This is a genomic window from Pseudoduganella rivuli (genome assembly GCF_009674485.1).
In the GTDB taxonomy this organism is placed as follows: Bacteria; Pseudomonadota; Gammaproteobacteria; order Burkholderiales; family Burkholderiaceae_D; genus Rugamonas; species Rugamonas rivuli_B.
On record NZ_WKJJ01000014.1, the window covers coordinates 202,639 to 218,121 of the forward strand.

Sequence of the window (15,483 nt, forward strand, 5' to 3'; positions counted from 1 at the left end):
AACTTACACAAAAAAGGAAATTCAATATGTGCCAATCTTCGCGTCGCGACTTCCTGCTGAAATCCGGCCTTGGCCTGGGCGCCGCTGCCGTTACCGGCTTCCTGCCCGGCGGCGGACTGTTAGCCGGCGCCATGGCGGCCGACCTGATCGATCCGCTGGCGCCGAAAGCGCCGCACTTCCCGGCCAAGGTGAAATCCGTGATCTGGCTGCACATGAATGGCGCGCCATCCACGCTGGACCTGTTCGACTACAAACCCGACCTGATCAAGCTGGCCGGCCAGGACGTGCCGGCGTCGTTCCTGAAAGGGATCAAGACCAGTACCCAGGGTGGCGTGGGCAAGCTGTTCGCCTCCAAGCGTGAATGGAAACAGCATGGCGAAAGCGGCCATTGGTTCTCCGACCTGGTGCCGAACATCGCCACCCAGTCCGACAAGATCGCCTTCGTGAAGTCCAGCGTGACCGTGGGCGCCACCCACGACATTTCGATCCTGAAGCTGAACACCGGCGACCTGAGCCCGGGCCGTCCGTCGCTGGGTGCATGGATCAGCTACGCGCTGGGTTCGGCCAATCCGGACTTGCCGCCTTACGTGGTGCTGTACAACGGCAAGAACGAACCGAGCGCCGGTTCCGTCAACTGGAACTCGGGCTTCCTGCCGGCCGTCTACCAGGGTACCGCCTTCCGTCCGGGCCCGTCGCCGATCTTCTACCTCGAACGTCCGGAACTGCGCACCGATGGCCAGCAGCACGCGTCGCTGGACTTGCTGCGCAAGCTGAACCAGCAAAACGCCGCCCGCTACCCGTCGGACACGGAACTGAAGGCGCGCTTGCGCTCGTACGACCTGGCCGACCGCATGCAGGTCTCCGCGCCGGAAGCGGTGGACTTGTCGAAAGAATCCGACGCCACCAAGGAACTGTACGGCTTGAACGATGAAACGTCGTCCAGCTACGGCACCACGCTGCTGCGTGCGCGCCGCCTGGTGGAACGCGGCGTGCGTTTCATCCAGGTGGTGTCGGGCGCGCCGGATGGCCAGACCGAAGTCACCAGCTGGGATGCGCACAACGACCTGGAAAAGAACCACGGCGTCAATGCCCGCATGATCGACAAGCCGATCGCCGGCCTGCTGGCCGACCTGCAATCGCGCGGTTTGCTCGATACCACGCTGGTGGTGTGGACGTCCGAGTTCGGCCGCACGTCGTATGGCCAGAGCGGCAATGGCCGCGACCACAATCCATGGGGCTACACCCAGTGGATGGCGGGCGGCGGCGTCAAGGCCGGCTACACGCACGGTGCGACCGATGAAATCGGCCTGCAAGTGGCGAACAAGGACCAGGCGGTCGATACCTATGACTTGCACGCCACCGTGCTGCAACTGATGGGCCTCGATCACTTGAAGACGACGTTCCTGAACAACGGCCGCTCCGAGCGTCCGACCGTGGTGTACGGCAAGGTGATCAAGGAATTGATCGCGTGATGCACCTGCCGTAGCCGTACCACCGTGCCGGGGCGGGCTGCCTGCCCCGGCACGGACTTGACATGACACCGTATGCGAAAAGTACCGAAATTTTTGATCTTAGCCGCCGCCGCAATTGCCTTCAACGCAGGGTCCGCCGAACCGGAAATGGGCATGGACCTGATGCAAAACATCGAGGATACCAACAAGAGCCTGTCCTCCAATATCGCACTGGCCAACAAGCAGGCTGCCGGCGCCGATGCGCAAGAGCTGACCCGCATGTTCCAGGAAGTGGAAACCTTCTTTGAACACAAGGGCGACGCGAAAAACGCGGTAGACCTGGCCAGGCAGAGCCGCGAACTGTCGGCCGACATCGTCCAGCTGGTCGCGACCGGCAAATTCGATGCCGCCACCGACAAAGCCACCACGCTGTCGCGCACGTGCCGCACTTGCCACACGTTCTACAAGAAGGAGTAAGCCATCGCTGCGAATCACAGCAGGGGCGCGTGGCTGGCTGCCGGCTTGCTGGCAGTGTTGTCCGCCACACAGGCGGCCGCGCAGGCCGGGGCACCTAAAGCCGCGGCCAGGCCGGCAGTGGTCTTGCCGGGCAACGCGGAGGCTGGACGGGTCAAGGCCGAAGCGGAGCGCTGCCTGGAATGCCACGTGCAGCCGGGTATCGCGCAGGGCCACAGCGCGGGCGAGGACGGCAAGTTTGCCCGCCTTGGCGGTCAGCAGCATGCGTACATCGTCAAGCAGGTGCAGGACTTCCGCGCCGGCCGCCGCAAGAACGACTTCATGGCCATGATGGCCAACAGCGTCAGCGATGAAGACGTGGCCGACATCGCCGCGTACTTTGCGGCGCAGCCGGCGATGCCGGCCGCTGCCAAAGAAGGCGGCAAAGGCGGCGCAACGCCAGGCGTTGCAGCGGTGCTGTTCCGGCAGGGCGATGCGGCGCGCAAGGTCGCCGCCTGCGCCGCCTGCCACGGCGCAGGCGGCGAGGGAATCGCGGGCGTCGCGCCGGTCATTGGCGGCCAGGGGCGGCGCTACCTGTCGCAGCAGTTGCACAACTGGCGCAGCGGGGAGCGCAGCAATGCGCCGGGGCCGGGCATGCGCGAAGCCGCCGCCGGCTTGACGGATTCGGAAATCGAAGCGCTCGCGCTGTATGTATCGGAAATGTAAAACCACCACAGGAGAAAAACCATGATGAAAAAACTGATGCTGGCAGCAGCAACCTTCGCGGCCGCGGCAACCTTGGGCGCCCTTCCCGCCCACGCCGCATTGAAGGCGGGCGACGCCGCTCCCGGCTTTACCACGCAGGCGTCGCAGGCGGGCAAGGCGTTTGAATTTTCGCTGAAGGACGCGCTGAAGAAAGGGCCGGTGGTGGTGTATTTCTACCCGTCGGCCTACACGGGCGGCTGCAATGTGCAGGCGCACACGTTTGCCGTCAACCATGACAAGTTCGCGGCAGCCGGGGCCACCGTGGTGGGCGTGTCGCTCGACAGCATCCAGCGCCTGAACGATTTTTCCGCCGACCCGAATTACTGCGCGGGCAAATTCCCTGTCGCGGCGGATGCGGACGGCCGCATTGCGCGCTCGTATGAACTGGCGATCCGCGAAGCGGCATCCGGCAAGAAAGACACGCGTGGCGTCGACATCGACCACGCGACCACCGAGCGCACCACCTTCATCGTCACCCCGGACGGCAAGATCGCCGCCGCCGTGGGTGGCCTGACGCCAGCGGCCAATGTGGAAAAGGCGCTGGAAACCGTGCAGCAACTGGCGCGCAAGCGCACCTGATAGAAAAACAAGGGATAAAACATGAAAAAGAGATTCACTATTGCACCCGTCGTGGCCCCGATTGTCGCGCTGCTGCTGGGCGCCTACGGCGCCAGCGCGCATGCCCAGCTGGCCACCGTTGCCATTGCCGGCGTGGTGGCGGCCGGCACGCCGATTGAACTGATCAAGGAGGGCTTCAACGGCACCGAAGGGCCGGTCGCGCTGCCGGACGGCAGTTTCGCGTTCACGGAAACGCCGGCCAACCGCATCACGCGCATCACGCCGGAAGGCGCGATTTCCACACTGCTGGAAAACTCCAACGGTTCCAACGGCCTGGCCATCAACGCGGAAGGCGACATTTACGCGGTGCAGGTGGCCGATCCGAAAGTCGGCATCGTCTACCCGCCGCAGCGCGCCCGCACGCTGGCGGCCCGCTATGACGGCGCGCCGTTCGGCCGTCCGAACGACATCGTGCTGGACCGCAAAGGCGGCGTGTATTTCACGGACTCCGGCGTGAACCCGCCCGCCCCCGGCGCCGCGCCTGCGCCGCAGCCGGCTGAAAAGCCTGCCAAGCCGGCCGTCTATCACATTTCCAACGAGGGGGCGCTGACCCGGCTGGCCGCGGACATCGAGCGCCCGAACGGCATCCAGCTCAGTCCCGACGAAAAAACCCTGTACGTGGCCAACACGTTTGGCGAATACGTGATCGCTTACGACATCCTTGGCGACGGCAAAGTGGGCCCGCGCCGCAACTTCGCCAAGCTGGAAGGCTTCAAGAAAACCGAGACCGGCGGCACCAGCGGCGCGGACGGCCTGGCGGTGGATGCCGATGGACGCGTCTATGTCGCCACCACCGTGGGTATCCAGGTCTTCAGCAACAAGGGAGAAGCGCTGGGCGTGATCGCGCTGCCGAAGGCGCCGCAAAACATTGCGTTCGCAGGACCAGGCAAGAAGACGCTGTACGCCGTGGGCCGTGGCGCCGCATACAAGATCGCCACGCTGACGCAGGGCTTCACCGGCCGCGCCAAATAACGTTTGCATTACCAGGCCGCCTTTGCGCGGCCTGTCCCCCATTCACGCCCAACCTTTTAAGGAAGCATATATGAAGAAAGCAGCAACCCTCATCGCGGCCGCCGCAGTCGCTGTCGCCACGTTCGCCGCCACGGCGCCCGCCATCGCCCAGCAGGGCCCGAAGCCGGAAAACCTGATCAAGTGGCGCCAGTCGGCGTTCCAGGTCGTGGCCTGGAACACGGGCCGCATCAAGGCCTCGCTGGACGGCACGTACAACAAGGATGAAGTGCAGCGCGCCGCCAACAGCATCGCCGCCATCGCCAACGGCGGCCTGGGCGCCCTGTTTGCGCCTGGTACGGAACAGGGCAAGGGCTGGCACGACACCAGCTCGAAGCCGGAACTGTTCAAGGACACCAAGAAGTTCGGCGAACTGGGCGCCAGCTTCGGCAAGGAAGCCAATGAACTGGCATCGGTCTCCGCCGGTGGCGACGTGAACGCCATCAAGGCGCAATTCGGCAAGCTGCAGCGCACTTGCAAGAGCTGCCATGACGATTTCAAGGCCAAGGAATAAGGGATACTGAAGCATGAAGATCAAACTCCATACCGCGGCGCTGGTATGCGCTTCCGTTGTGGCTTCCGCGTGGGGCGGCCACGTGCTGGCGCAGGCGGCGGGACAGGCGGCGGCCGCCGCGCCTTCCACTGCCCGCTCCACCGATCCGACCAAGCCGCTGAGCTTCTTCGTCACCAGTGAAGGCACCGGCAAGGGCGCGGACCTGGGCGGCATCGCCGGCGCCGATGCGCACTGTCAGAAGCTGGCGGCCAGCGTCGGTGCGGGCGGCAAGACGTGGCGCGCTTACCTGAGCACGCAGGCCGCCGACGGGCAGCCGGCAGTCAATGCGCGCGACCGCATCGGCAAGGGGCCGTGGTACAACACGCGCGGCGTGCAGATCGCCCGCGACGTGGCGCACCTGCATGGCGATACGGTGGAAGCGGCGCAGCTGGGCAATAACCTCAGCAAGAACACGGTGCTGACGGAAAAGAACGAGCCCGTCAAAGGCGCCGGCGACAAGCCGAACGAGCACGATATCCTGACCGGCTCCACGCCGGACGGACGCGCGTTCGCCGACGCGGCGGACCGCACGTGCAAGAACTACACGACCAGCGCCGCCGATGGTTCCGCCCAGTTGGGCCATTTCGACCGCACCGGCGGCGGCAACACGTCGTGGAACTCGGCCCACCCGAGCCGCGGCTGCGGCCAGCAAAACCTCGTGTCCACCGGCGGCGCAGGCTTGCTGTACTGCTTCGCCGCGAACTAAGCGCATCACCGGCGTATCAGCTTGACAGGCACGCGTCCCCAGGGCGCGTGCTTTTTTTTGGTTCAAGCGCGTGGGGTCAGGCGTGCAATTGTAACTGCGCACCGCGTAGAATGAAGAACGCCAGGCAGTGCCTGGCGTCGTAAGAAATTACAGTGACATCGAAACGTGCAAAACGGGCAAATATGGCGCATCCCGGTGCACCATTGCACGCCTGACCCGACGGGGTTTAACGTTGCGCGGCCTGGGCTTCCACGCGCTTGATGCTGTCTTCGATGGTGCGCGCCATGGGACTGCCGGCCGGGGCGAGGGACAGGATTTTCTTCCAGGCGCGCAGCGCAGCGTCGTAATCGTTGCGCTCCAGCGCCGCACTGCCCAGCAACGCCAGCACTTGCGTATGCTGGGGATTGAGCGCCAGCGCCCGTTCGAGCAGCTTTTCCGGCTCGCCCGATAAATGCTGGCCCTGGGCCATGCCCAGCACCACCGCGTAATCGGCCAGCAGGTCGGCGTTGTCGCCTTCCAGCGCCACCAGTTGCCGGTAGGCGCCGGCAGCCTGGTCAAACCGGCGCAGCGTTTCATAGGAACGCGCCAGCATGCGCCAGCCTTCCGCATCGCGTGGCTGCTCTTTCAAACGGGCCGCCAGCCGCGCCACCATGGCTTCGACTTGCGGCGGCGCCGCCTCTTCCACCGCCTGCTGCTCCGGCAGCAACGCGGCCGGATTGCCCAGCGCCGCATACAGCCCCACCGCCAGCAGCGGCGGCACCACGGCCACCGGCAGCGCGGAACGCCAGCGCGCCCAGCGCGACGACACACCGGATGTACCGGAAGCGCGCGCCAGCGGCGCCGCCACCGTAATCAATGCCAGCAAGGCCATCGCAATGGCCGCCACAAAAAACCACGTCATGCCTTATCTCCCTGTTGCCGCTGCAACGTGCGCCACAGCCACCATAAACCACCGCCCAGCAGGATGAATGGCCCGAACCACAGCGGCCACGTGCTGGCCCGCAACGGCGGCTTGTACAGCACAAAATCGCCATAACGCTGCGTCAGGAACGCGATCACATCGTCTTCGCTGCGTCCCGCCGCCAGTTGTTCCCGCACCACGCCCTTCAAATCGCGCGCCAGTTGCGCGTTCGAGTCGGCGATGGTCTGGTTGTCGCACACCAGGCAGCGCAATTCCGTCGACAGCCGCTCGACGCGCGCCTCCAGTTCGGCGCCGGCCGGCGGGGCGGCCGATACCGCGGCACAAGCCAGCGCCAGCAACGCCGTCAATCCCAGCAAGGCCATCCCCTTGCGCAAGCCCGCCGCACGCAGGTAACGCCGCTGCGCCGTCCCCCGGTCAAATTCGTTACGCACGTTCCAGCTCCTTCAGCAGCGGCAGCAGCTTGTCGCGCACCACCTCATCCGTCACCGGACCCACATGGCGCAAGCGGATGTGCCCCTGCTTGTCGATGACAAAGGTTTCCGGCACGCCCACCACGCCCCAATCCATGCCCACCCGGCCGTCGCCGTCAAACACGGCGGCGGTATAGGGGTTGCCATGCTCGGCCAGCCAACGGTTGCTCTCGTCGAGCTTGTCGGTGTAGTTCAAGCCCACGATGGGCGCCACGCCCTGCTTCGCCAGTTCCACCAGCACCGGGTGTTCGGCGCGGCACGGCCCGCACCACGACGCCCACACATTCAGCAGCCACACCTTGCCCGCCATTTGCTGCGATGCAAACGCGGGACCGGGCGCGCCGATGCGCTGCAACGTGAAGACCGGCGCCGGCTTCGGCTTGCCGGCCAGCGCGGATGGTTTTTCATCGGGTTTCAGGCGCAAGCCCACACCCAGCAAGATCAGCAATGCGGCAAATATTGCCGCGGGAACATAGCGCTTCATACAGAGACTCCGTCGGCCAGCGATGCGGCCCGTGTGGTTGGAACAGAAGATTCAGCGGCAACGCGGCGCGCGCGGTAACGCCGGTCGAAGGCCGCCAGGAAACCGCCCAGCGCGATGGCCAGCGCCCCGGCCCAGATCCAGCCGACAAACGGCTTGTGCTGGATGCGCACCTGCCAGCCGCCATCGGCCGCAGGCTCGCCCAGCGACACATACAGGTCGCGCGTCCAGCCCCGGTCGATCGCCGCTTCCGTCATCGGCGCCTGCTGCACCGGGTAATAACGCTTTTCCGGTTGCAGCACGGCGATGCGCTCGGCGCCGCGCCACACTTCGAACGTGGCCCGCGCCGCCACATAATTGGCGCCGTCATGGCGTTCCATGGCGGTGAAGCGGTAGGCCAGTTCACCCGCCTGCACGGTGGCGCCGACCCGCACGCTGGCGTCGACATGGCTTTCACCCGACTTCACCAGTGTCACGCCCGCCACGAACACGGCCAGCCCGCCATGCGCGGCCAGCATGCCCCAATAACTGGCCGGCTGGCGCAGCAGGCGTACACGCCAACCGTCACCATCGGACAGGCGCCGCCACAGGTGCAGTGACGTGGCCAACGCCACCCAGAGCGCCAGCGCCACGCCCAGCGCGGCCTGCACGCCAAAGCCCGCGCCAAACGCCGCCGCCAGCCCGGCCAGCGCGGCGGCCTGCGCGACGTAGCGCAGCGACACCGGCAATGCCTGCCACGTATCGCGCTTCCACGCCACGAACGGGCCCACTGCCAGCAACGCCAGCACCGGCAGCATCAGCGGCGCAAACACGGCGTCAAAGTACGGCGGCCCGACGGAAATCCTGCCCTGCCCCAGCGCGTCGAGCAGCAACGGGTACAGCGTCCCCAGCAGCACCGCCGCCGTGGCGGACAGCAGCAGCACGTTGTTCACCAGCAGCAGCGCTTCGCGCGACCATGGCGCAAAGGTCCCGCCCTTCACGGCTTGCGCCAATACCGGCGCCCGCCACGTGTACAAGCCCAGTGCCCCGCCAATGACGACGGCCAGGAAGCCCAGGATGAACAAGCCCCGCTGCGGATCGCTGGCAAACGCATGCACCGACGACAGCACGCCCGAGCGCACCAGGAAGGTCCCCAGCAGCGACAGCGAAAACGCGAGGATGGCCAGCAGCACGGTCCAGCCCCGGAACGCGCCCCGCTTTTCCGTCACGGCCAGCGAATGCAGCAGCGCGGTGCCCACCAGCCATGGCATGAACGACGCGTTTTCCACCGCGTCCCAGAACCACCATCCGCCCCAGCCCAGCTCATAGTAGGCCCAGAAACTGCCCATGAAGATGCCCAGCGTAAGGAAGGCCCATGCGGCCAGGGTCCATGGGCGCGACCAGCGCGCCCACGCGGCATCGAGCCGCCCGCCCAGCAGGGCCGCCACGGCAAACGCAAATGCGACGGAAAAACCGACGTAGCCCATGTACAGCAGTGGCGGGTGGATGATCATGCCGATGTCCTGCAACAGCGGGTTCAGGTCGCGGCCATCGCGCGCAGCGGGCAGCAGGCGTTCGAACGGATTCGACGTCAGCAGGATGAACGCCAGGAAGCCCACGGCGATCAAGCCCATCACCGCGAGCACGCGGGCAGCGACATCGTCCGGCAGGCGGCGGCTGCCGCGCGCCACCGCCGCCAGCCACAGCACCAGCACCTGTATCCACAGCAGCAGCGAACCTTCATGGCCGCCCCACGCGCCGGCCAGGCGGTAATACAGCGGCAGCATGCTGTTCGAATGGGCCGCCACGTAGCGGATGGAAAAGTCGTTTTGCGCGAAACCCGCCAGCAGCAGGCCGAAGGCCAGCGTGACGAACAGCGCCAGCGCATAGGCGTTGGGCCGGGCCAGCGCGATCCAGCGCTCGTTGCCGCGCCAGGCGCCCGCCAGCGGCAAGGCGCCCAGCACCAGTGCCAGGCCCAGCGCCAGCATCAGTGCAAAATTACCCAGTTCGCCCGTCATTGCACACCTCCCGCCGGCAGCGCGGCGCCGGGCGCGCGTTCGGCCCACTTGTCCCGCACCCCTGACTGTTTCGCCGCCGCCATCGCTCGCGCGGCTTCCGGCGGCATATAGTTTTCATCGTGCTTGGCCAGCACTTCGTCGGCCACGAACGATGCGCCATCCAGCCGCCCCTGCGCCACCACGCCTTTCCCTTCGCGGAACAGGTCCGGCAAGATGCCCTTGTAGCGCACCTGCACCGTGCGCGCATAATCGGTGACGGCAAAGTGCACGGAGACGCCATCCGCGTCGCGCCGCACACTGCCCTGCTCCACCATGCCGCCGATACGGAAGCTGCGGTTTGCCGGCGCGCCACCCGCCGCCACCTGGGCCGGCGAGTAAAAGAACACGAGATTTTTCTGGAAGGCGGACAGCACCAGCGCCGCCGCGCCCCCCAGCGCCAGCAGCGCGACAGCCAGCAACAGCAAGCGTTTGCGCCGGCCCGTCATGACCGCCTCCCGCGCAATGCCAGCCGCGCCGACAACGCGGCCGCGCCCAGCGCGGCGCGCTTGCGGCGCGACAGCAGCGCCAGTTCCAGCGCCAGGCCCCCGCCCGTGACCAGCACGGAACCCCAGACATACAAGCCATAGCCGCCCATGGCGATGAATTCAGCGAAGCTGCCCCAGATCATGCCGCACCTCCGCCAGCCAGCCGCGCCACCCAGGCTGTATTGCCTTCGCGTTCGAGGATGATGCAGCGCAGCCGCACCAGTGCCGCGCCGGCCGCGTAGGCCCACATGGCCAGCGCCATCACCAGCATCCCCAGCAGCATCGGCGTGGCGATGGTCGGCGCGCTGGCGACGGAGACCGACGCGCCCTGGTGCAGGGTATTCCACCACTGCACGGAAAAATAAATGATGGGGACATTCACCACGCCCACCAGCGCCAATACCGCGCCGGCACGGTCGGCGCGCCGTGGATCGTCAATCGCCGCCTGCAGCGCGATAAAGCCCAGGTACAGGAACAGCAGCAGCAATTCCGACGTCAGCCGCGCATCCCATACCCACCACGCGCCCCACGTGGGTTTGCCCCACAGCGCGCCGGTCCACAAAGCGAGGAAGGTGAACAGCGCGCCGGTCGGCGCCAGCGCGCTCGCCATCATCGCCGACAGGCGCGTGTTGACCACCAGCCCGACGGCCGACCAGAACGCCATGCCCACGTAGATCGCCATCGACAGCCAGGCGGCGGGAACGTGCACGAAGATGATGCGGTACGCGTCGCCCTGCTGCGCATCGGTGGGAGCGACGAAAAAGCCGATATACAGGCCGACCGCGGCCAGCAGCAGCGATACCGACAGGAACAGCGACGCCAGGGCGCCGGCCGGCGCGAAAAATGCCTGGGGCGATGCGAATTGCAGCCAGCGCCTGCCCCGCCCTGCGGGAATGGCGCCAGTGATGTGTGCCGACATGGTGACTCCTTTCAATACAACGATATCCATTTATTCCAACGCGATGCGCAGCGCGGCGGTGGCCGCCCACGGCGCCAGTCCCAGCGCAAACGCCAGCCCTGCGCCCAGCAACAGCAAATGCGCTTCCGGTCCCGCCGCCGTGCCCAGCGCATCGACGGCGCCGGCGCCGAATACCAGCACCGGCGTGTACAGCGGCAGCGCCAGCAGCGCCACCAGCACGCCGCCGCCCCGCGCGCCCAGCGACAATGCCGCCGCTACCGCCCCCACCAGGCTGAGGATGGGGGTGCCCAGCAACAGGCTGGCCATCAGCACCGCCAGCGCCGGCGCATCGAGGCCGAATTGCAGCGCCAGCAGCGGCGACAGCAGCACCAGCGGCATGCCGGACACCAGCCAGTGCGCAAGCGCCTTGCCCGCCACGATCACCACCAGCGGTTCCGGCGACAGCAGCATCTGTTCCAGCGCGCCGTCCGCGTGGTCGGCGCTGAACAGGCGCGGCAGCGACAACGTCGCCGCCAGCAGCGCCGCCACCCACAGCACGCCGGGCGCCATGGACCGCAGCGCGGCCGGTTCGGGTCCCACACCCAGCGGGAACAGCGAACACGCGATGACAAAGAAGCCCAGCGATCCCAGCGCGTCGGCGCGGCGGCGGCAGGCCAGCAGCACATCGCGTTTAACGGTCCAGCCGAGGGCGGTCATCATGGCAGCGCCTCCGCGAGGCCCCATCGCGGCATGTCCCGCACCGGGTCCGCCGCCAGCACCGGCACGGCGCCGTGCGCCACACCGGCCGCCAGGCTGTCGAGGTCCAGCCGCTGCAGGCGCGCCGGGTGCAGGCCGTGCGCCTGGTGCGTCGTATAAACGGCCATGCCGCCGCCGTCCAGGTGCGCGGCAATGCGTTCGCTCAGCGCCTGCACGGCGCGCGCATCGAGCGCAGTAAACGGTTCATCGAGCAGCAACAGCGGCGGCAGCGGGTCCAGGTGCAGCCGCGCCAGCGCCACCCTGCGCCGCTGTCCCTGCGACAACGCGTGCGCCGGCAACACCGCCACGTGATCGAGGCCCGCCAGCGCCAGCGCGGCTTCCGCCTGTTCGCGTCCGATGCGGCGGCCGGACAGTGCGGCGCCGGCCACGACGTTTTCCCATGCGGTCAAATCATCCTTGATACCGGCCGCATGGCCGCAGTACAGCAATTGCCGGTTATAGTCTTCGCGCAATTCGCGCACCGGCTTGCCGCGCCAGCGCACTTCGCCCTCGGCCGGCAAGCCCAGGCCCGCCAGCAGGCGCAATAGGCTGGTCTTGCCGCTGCCGTTGCCGCCGGACAGCCACAGCGCCTCGCCGTCATGCAACGCGAATTCCACGCCTTCGAACAGCCGCCGCCCGCCCCGCTCGCACGCCAGCGCGCAAGCCTGCAAAGCGGCGCGCTTCATTGCAGCAGCTCGGCGCCCCGCGCGGCCGCCTGAGCCTCCACCGGCAAACCCTGCCCCGCCGGCTCATAACCGATCAGGCCAAAGCGTTTCAAGTGCGTACGCAGGATGTTGCGGCTGATGCCCAGCACGCGCGCCGTCTGCACCTGGTTGCGGTGGCAGGATTCGAACGCGGTGCGCACGATGATCTCTTCCACCGTGTCGAACAAGTCCGGCTGGTCGGCTTCGATCATGCCGTTGACCAGCGCGGCCAGGCGCTGGCGGAATCCGTCGTGCGCGGCGCCTTCCTGCGCGCGGGCGCCGGCAACGGGTACTGGAACGGCGACCGGCTCCTCCCGTGGCCGGCGGCGCGACACGCCGGACAGCTTCAAATCGTCCGGCTGGATCACGCCGTCGCGGCACACGATCAGCGAAAAGTGAATGACGTTTTCCAGTTCGCGGATATTGCCGGGCCAATCGTATTCCAGCAGCGCCAGGCGCGCGGCCGGCGACAGCGACGCTTCCGGCGCCTTCATTTTTTCGCTGTAGACGCCGATGAAATGGCGCGCCAGCGGAATGATGTCGCCGGGACGCTGGCACAGCGGCGCCAGGTGCACGGTGGCCACGCTGAGGCGGTAATACAGGTCGGAGCGGAAGCGGTCCGCCGCCACGGCCTTGTGCAAGTCGACGTTGGTGGCCGCCACCAGCCGCACATTGAGCGGAATCGGCGTGCGCGCGCCAAGGCGCACCACTTGCCGCTCCTGCAGCACGCGCAGCAGTTTGACTTGCAGCGCCATCGACAAGTCGCCGATTTCGTCGAGGAACAAGGTGCCGCCATTGGCCGCCTCGAACCAGCCGGAGCGCGCGTGCGTCGCACCGGTAAAGGCACCCGCTTCATGGCCGAACAGTTCGGCGTCGATCAGTGTTTCGCTGAATGCGCCACAGTTGACGGCCACGAACGGCCCACGGCGGCCGCTGACGTTATGGATGTGGCGCGCGATCAACTCCTTACCGGTGCCGGTTTCGCCGATGATCAACGTGGTGGCCTCGGTCGGCGCGATGCGTTCGACCTGCTCCAGCAATTCCGCGGAACGCGGATCGTGGAACATCAGGGCTTTGGCGCGTATCGACAGCGCCATGCCGGACGTGTCCGGAAAAGTCAGTAATTTATCCACGAGTGTTCCCCTTGTGCAGCGCAGCGTCGGATGTTGCGCCGTTGTTTTGTTGGTAGCGTCAGACTACCGGCTCAGGGGAAATTCGCACACGAATCATTCCAAAGTTACAAATTCACAAATTAGATATGACCCGCCGTTGCGGCATTGCAGCGTTTCACAAGGTGCAAATAAATGCAAACTATGCAACAATATGGCGTCGTCAATCTCAACCTGCCATGAAAGTCCGTTCGCTACTTGCCCTGACCATCACCGTCGCGCTGGTGCCCGTGGTGGTGTTCTTTGCGGCGCCACTGAGCCGGCTGGTCGAAGCGGAACGCGATGCGGGTGTCCGCACCATGCAGGAAGCCGCGCGCGCCACGTCGCTGGCGGTCGATGCGCAATGGTATGAAGTGATCGGCCTGGTGCGCGCCACCAGCAATTCCAGCAAGCTGGAAAGCAACCAGATGGCGGCGTTTGGCGGCAAAGCCCGTTCGCTGGTGCAAGGCCGTTCGTCTTACCTGGTACTGTTCGACCACGAAGGCCAGCAACTCATCAATACTTCGATGTCCACCGACGCCGCACTGCCCGACACGCGCGCGGTTTCCGGCGCACGCATCGCGTCCGTGCTGGCGGCCGACAAACCCGTGATTTCCAACCTGCTGCGCGCGCCCGGCGCCGGCCGCCACGTGGTCGCGCTGGAATTCCCCGTGCACTTGCCGGAAAACCGCAACTATGTGATGAGCTACGGCTTCGACGCGGCGCTGCTGGCCCAGGCGCTGCCGCCGCCGGCCCCGGGACGGGCCGTGTTCCGCATTTATGACCGCGAGGGTCGCCTGATCCAGAGCAACCGCCTGCCGACAGGCGCCGGTTCGCAGGCCCCGGCGCCGATTGCCGCCGCCATCCAGGCCGGCGACGCCGGGCTGATTCGCACCGGCGACGGCACCTATACCGTGCTGGCCCGCTCCGCGCTGACCGGCTGGTGGATTGCCATGTCGGAGACCACGGAAAAAGTCGACGGCACGACCGAGCGCACCGTGCTACTGTCCGGCCTGGGCCTGGCGCTGGCCCTGGCGCTGGCCATTGCCACCGCGTGGGCGCTGTCGGACCGGATTGCCAAAGCCATCGCGCAAACCAGCGCCGCAGCCCGCGCACTGGGCGCCGGCGCGGGTGGTCCGCCGCAGCGCAGCGGCATCGATGAACTGGATCACCTGGAGGAAAGCGTCTACCAGGCCAACCGCTTGCTGACGGAAGCGGCGCTGGAGCGCGAACGCTTGCTGGTGCAAACGCAGCAGGCGCGCGAAGTGGCCGATGCGCAAAACCGCGCCAAGGATGAATTCCTCGCCATGCTGGGCCATGAATTGCGCAACCCGATGGCGCCCATCAGCATGGCCGCCCACATGCTGTCGCTGCCGAACCTGGACGCGGCCAAGCTGCGCCACGCGGGCCAGGTCATCGGCCGCCAGGTTGAACACATGAACCGACTCGTCAACGATTTGCTGGACGTGTCGCGCGTCACCCGGGGCTTGATTTCACTGGAACGCAAACCCTTGCGCATCCAGTCCATCATCGCCAGCGCCATTGAACAGGCGTCGTCCATCGTGGAAGCAGGCCGGCATGAACTGGTGGTGGAAACCGGCAAGCAGCCGCTATGGATCAGCGGCGATGCGATCCGGCTGGTGCAGGTGCTGACGAACCTGCTGGTCAATGCCGTCAAATATTCGCCGCCCGATACCCGTATCGTCATGCGCGCCGGCGCCGATGGCGATACGCTGGTGCTGTCGGTGGCCGACAACGGCACCGGCATCGAGCCGGATCTGCTGCCCCGTATCTTCGACCTGTTTTCACAGGGCGCGCGCCGTCCCGACCGCGCCGCCGGAGGGCTTGGACTGGGTCTGGCATTAGTGAGGAAAATCGTGGAACTGCATGGCGGCACGGTGACCGCCAGCAGCGAAGGCGCGGGCAAAGGCAGCTGCTTTACGATACGGCTGCCGATGTGCGATGCGCCGGTAGAGACACAGCTGGCGTAACGCCGAAGCCAGCGTCAACGCGGCGCATGCATGGCGGC

18 protein-coding genes are annotated in these 15,483 nt (G+C 66.6%); 8 read left to right on the top strand and 10 right to left on the bottom strand.

Annotated elements, in window-relative coordinates:
- Window positions 1-26 precede the first annotated feature (26 nt).
- From GJ700_RS22160 to GJ700_RS22190, 7 genes are all read left to right on the top strand, one after another.
- A complete protein-coding gene (locus GJ700_RS22160; RefSeq protein ID WP_154377956.1) occupies window positions 27-1,472 on the top strand; it encodes a DUF1501 domain-containing protein in 1,446 nt (481 codons plus the stop codon).
- A 153-nt stretch (window positions 1,473-1,625) separates the two neighbouring features.
- Complete coding sequence (locus GJ700_RS22165) at window positions 1,626-1,928, top strand: hypothetical protein (RefSeq protein ID WP_229507167.1); 303 nt, start codon at window positions 1,626-1,628, stop codon at window positions 1,926-1,928.
- A 54-nt stretch (window positions 1,929-1,982) separates the two neighbouring features.
- The gene (locus GJ700_RS22170; protein WP_371868076.1) at window positions 1,983-2,630 is read left to right on the top strand and encodes a c-type cytochrome; all 648 of its coding nucleotides are present in this window, start codon (window positions 1,983-1,985) and stop codon (window positions 2,628-2,630) included.
- A gap of 21 nt (window positions 2,631-2,651) precedes the next feature.
- Complete coding sequence (locus GJ700_RS22175; RefSeq protein ID WP_308700703.1) at window positions 2,652-3,248, top strand: peroxiredoxin; 597 nt, start codon at window positions 2,652-2,654, stop codon at window positions 3,246-3,248.
- 21 nt (window positions 3,249-3,269) lie between these two features.
- Window positions 3,270-4,259, top strand: coding sequence for an SMP-30/gluconolactonase/LRE family protein (locus tag GJ700_RS22180; protein WP_154377959.1), 990 nt, complete (start codon window positions 3,270-3,272; stop codon window positions 4,257-4,259).
- A 70-nt stretch (window positions 4,260-4,329) separates the two neighbouring features.
- Window positions 4,330-4,809, top strand: coding sequence for a c-type cytochrome (locus GJ700_RS22185; protein WP_154377961.1), 480 nt, complete (start codon window positions 4,330-4,332; stop codon window positions 4,807-4,809).
- Window positions 4,810-4,822: 13 nt separating this feature from the next.
- Window positions 4,823-5,554: a lectin gene (locus GJ700_RS22190; protein WP_154377963.1), complete on the top strand. Its 732-nt coding sequence runs from the start codon at window positions 4,823-4,825 to the stop codon at window positions 5,552-5,554.
- A 226-nt stretch (window positions 5,555-5,780) separates the two neighbouring features.
- Here the strand turns inward: GJ700_RS22190 and GJ700_RS22195 are convergent, their stop codons facing one another.
- From GJ700_RS22195 to GJ700_RS22240, 10 genes are read right to left on the bottom strand one after another with little or no spacing between them, the layout of a single operon-like run.
- On the bottom strand, window positions 5,781-6,455 hold the full coding sequence (locus GJ700_RS22195) for a tetratricopeptide repeat protein (protein WP_154377965.1): 675 nt from the start codon (window positions 6,453-6,455) through the stop codon (window positions 5,781-5,783).
- Window positions 6,452-6,907, bottom strand: coding sequence for a cytochrome c-type biogenesis protein (locus GJ700_RS22200; protein WP_371868070.1), 456 nt, complete (start codon window positions 6,905-6,907; stop codon window positions 6,452-6,454). The genes GJ700_RS22195 and GJ700_RS22200 overlap by 4 nt, the downstream gene beginning before the upstream one ends.
- On the bottom strand, window positions 6,900-7,430 hold the full coding sequence (locus tag GJ700_RS22205; RefSeq protein ID WP_154377967.1) for a DsbE family thiol:disulfide interchange protein: 531 nt from the start codon (window positions 7,428-7,430) through the stop codon (window positions 6,900-6,902). The genes GJ700_RS22200 and GJ700_RS22205 overlap by 8 nt, the downstream gene beginning before the upstream one ends.
- A complete protein-coding gene (locus tag GJ700_RS22210) occupies window positions 7,427-9,424 on the bottom strand; it encodes a heme lyase CcmF/NrfE family subunit (RefSeq protein ID WP_154377969.1) in 1,998 nt (665 codons plus the stop codon). Before GJ700_RS22210 ends, GJ700_RS22205 begins: the two co-directional genes overlap by 4 nt.
- Window positions 9,421-9,909: a cytochrome c maturation protein CcmE gene (ccmE, locus tag GJ700_RS22215; protein ID WP_154377971.1), complete on the bottom strand. Its 489-nt coding sequence runs from the start codon at window positions 9,907-9,909 to the stop codon at window positions 9,421-9,423. Before ccmE ends, GJ700_RS22210 begins: the two co-directional genes overlap by 4 nt.
- On the bottom strand, window positions 9,906-10,091 hold the full coding sequence (gene ccmD, locus GJ700_RS22220) for a heme exporter protein CcmD (RefSeq protein WP_154377972.1): 186 nt from the start codon (window positions 10,089-10,091) through the stop codon (window positions 9,906-9,908). The genes ccmE and ccmD overlap by 4 nt, the downstream gene beginning before the upstream one ends.
- A complete protein-coding gene (gene ccmC / locus GJ700_RS22225) occupies window positions 10,088-10,867 on the bottom strand; it encodes a heme ABC transporter permease CcmC (RefSeq protein ID WP_154377974.1) in 780 nt (259 codons plus the stop codon). The genes ccmD and ccmC overlap by 4 nt, the downstream gene beginning before the upstream one ends.
- Before the next feature lie 30 nt (window positions 10,868-10,897).
- Window positions 10,898-11,566, bottom strand: a complete 669-nt coding sequence (gene ccmB, locus GJ700_RS22230) for a heme exporter protein CcmB (protein ID WP_154377976.1) — start codon at window positions 11,564-11,566, stop codon at window positions 10,898-10,900.
- Complete coding sequence (ccmA, locus tag GJ700_RS22235) at window positions 11,563-12,288, bottom strand: cytochrome c biogenesis heme-transporting ATPase CcmA (protein ID WP_154377978.1); 726 nt, start codon at window positions 12,286-12,288, stop codon at window positions 11,563-11,565. The genes ccmB and ccmA overlap by 4 nt, the downstream gene beginning before the upstream one ends.
- Complete coding sequence (locus GJ700_RS22240; RefSeq protein ID WP_371868071.1) at window positions 12,285-13,439, bottom strand: sigma-54 interaction domain-containing protein; 1,155 nt, start codon at window positions 13,437-13,439, stop codon at window positions 12,285-12,287. Before GJ700_RS22240 ends, ccmA begins: the two co-directional genes overlap by 4 nt.
- Window positions 13,440-13,654: 215 nt before the next feature.
- Between GJ700_RS22240 and GJ700_RS22245 the strand changes: the two genes are divergently transcribed.
- Entirely contained in the window at window positions 13,655-15,445 is a 1,791-nt protein-coding gene (locus tag GJ700_RS22245; protein ID WP_195763976.1) for a sensor histidine kinase, read from the top strand.
- Window positions 15,446-15,483: the final 38 nt, after the last annotated feature.

Coding starts and splice junctions, on each gene's coding strand:
- GJ700_RS22210 (WP_154377969.1), bottom strand. CDS start 9,424: ATGACGGGCGAACTGGGTAATTTTGCACTGATGCTGGCGCTGGGCCTG.
- GJ700_RS22185 (WP_154377961.1), top strand. CDS start 4,330: ATGAAGAAAGCAGCAACCCTCATCGCGGCCGCCGCAGTCGCTGTCGCC.
- ccmC (WP_154377974.1), bottom strand. CDS start 10,867: ATGTCGGCACACATCACTGGCGCCATTCCCGCAGGGCGGGGCAGGCGC.
- GJ700_RS22175 (WP_308700703.1), top strand. CDS start 2,652: ATGATGAAAAAACTGATGCTGGCAGCAGCAACCTTCGCGGCCGCGGCA.
- ccmA (WP_154377978.1), bottom strand. CDS start 12,288: ATGAAGCGCGCCGCTTTGCAGGCTTGCGCGCTGGCGTGCGAGCGGGGC.
- ccmD (WP_154377972.1), bottom strand. CDS start 10,091: ATGATCTGGGGCAGCTTCGCTGAATTCATCGCCATGGGCGGCTATGGC.
- GJ700_RS22160 (WP_154377956.1), top strand. CDS start 27: ATGTGCCAATCTTCGCGTCGCGACTTCCTGCTGAAATCCGGCCTTGGC.
- GJ700_RS22165 (WP_229507167.1), top strand. CDS start 1,626: ATGGACCTGATGCAAAACATCGAGGATACCAACAAGAGCCTGTCCTCC.
- GJ700_RS22190 (WP_154377963.1), top strand. CDS start 4,823: ATGAAGATCAAACTCCATACCGCGGCGCTGGTATGCGCTTCCGTTGTG.
- ccmB (WP_154377976.1), bottom strand. CDS start 11,566: ATGATGACCGCCCTCGGCTGGACCGTTAAACGCGATGTGCTGCTGGCC.
- ccmE (WP_154377971.1), bottom strand. CDS start 9,909: ATGACGGGCCGGCGCAAACGCTTGCTGTTGCTGGCTGTCGCGCTGCTG.
- GJ700_RS22180 (WP_154377959.1), top strand. CDS start 3,270: ATGAAAAAGAGATTCACTATTGCACCCGTCGTGGCCCCGATTGTCGCG.
- GJ700_RS22245 (WP_195763976.1), top strand. CDS start 13,655: ATGAAAGTCCGTTCGCTACTTGCCCTGACCATCACCGTCGCGCTGGTG.
- GJ700_RS22205 (WP_154377967.1), bottom strand. CDS start 7,430: ATGAAGCGCTATGTTCCCGCGGCAATATTTGCCGCATTGCTGATCTTG.
- GJ700_RS22195 (WP_154377965.1), bottom strand. CDS start 6,455: ATGACGTGGTTTTTTGTGGCGGCCATTGCGATGGCCTTGCTGGCATTG.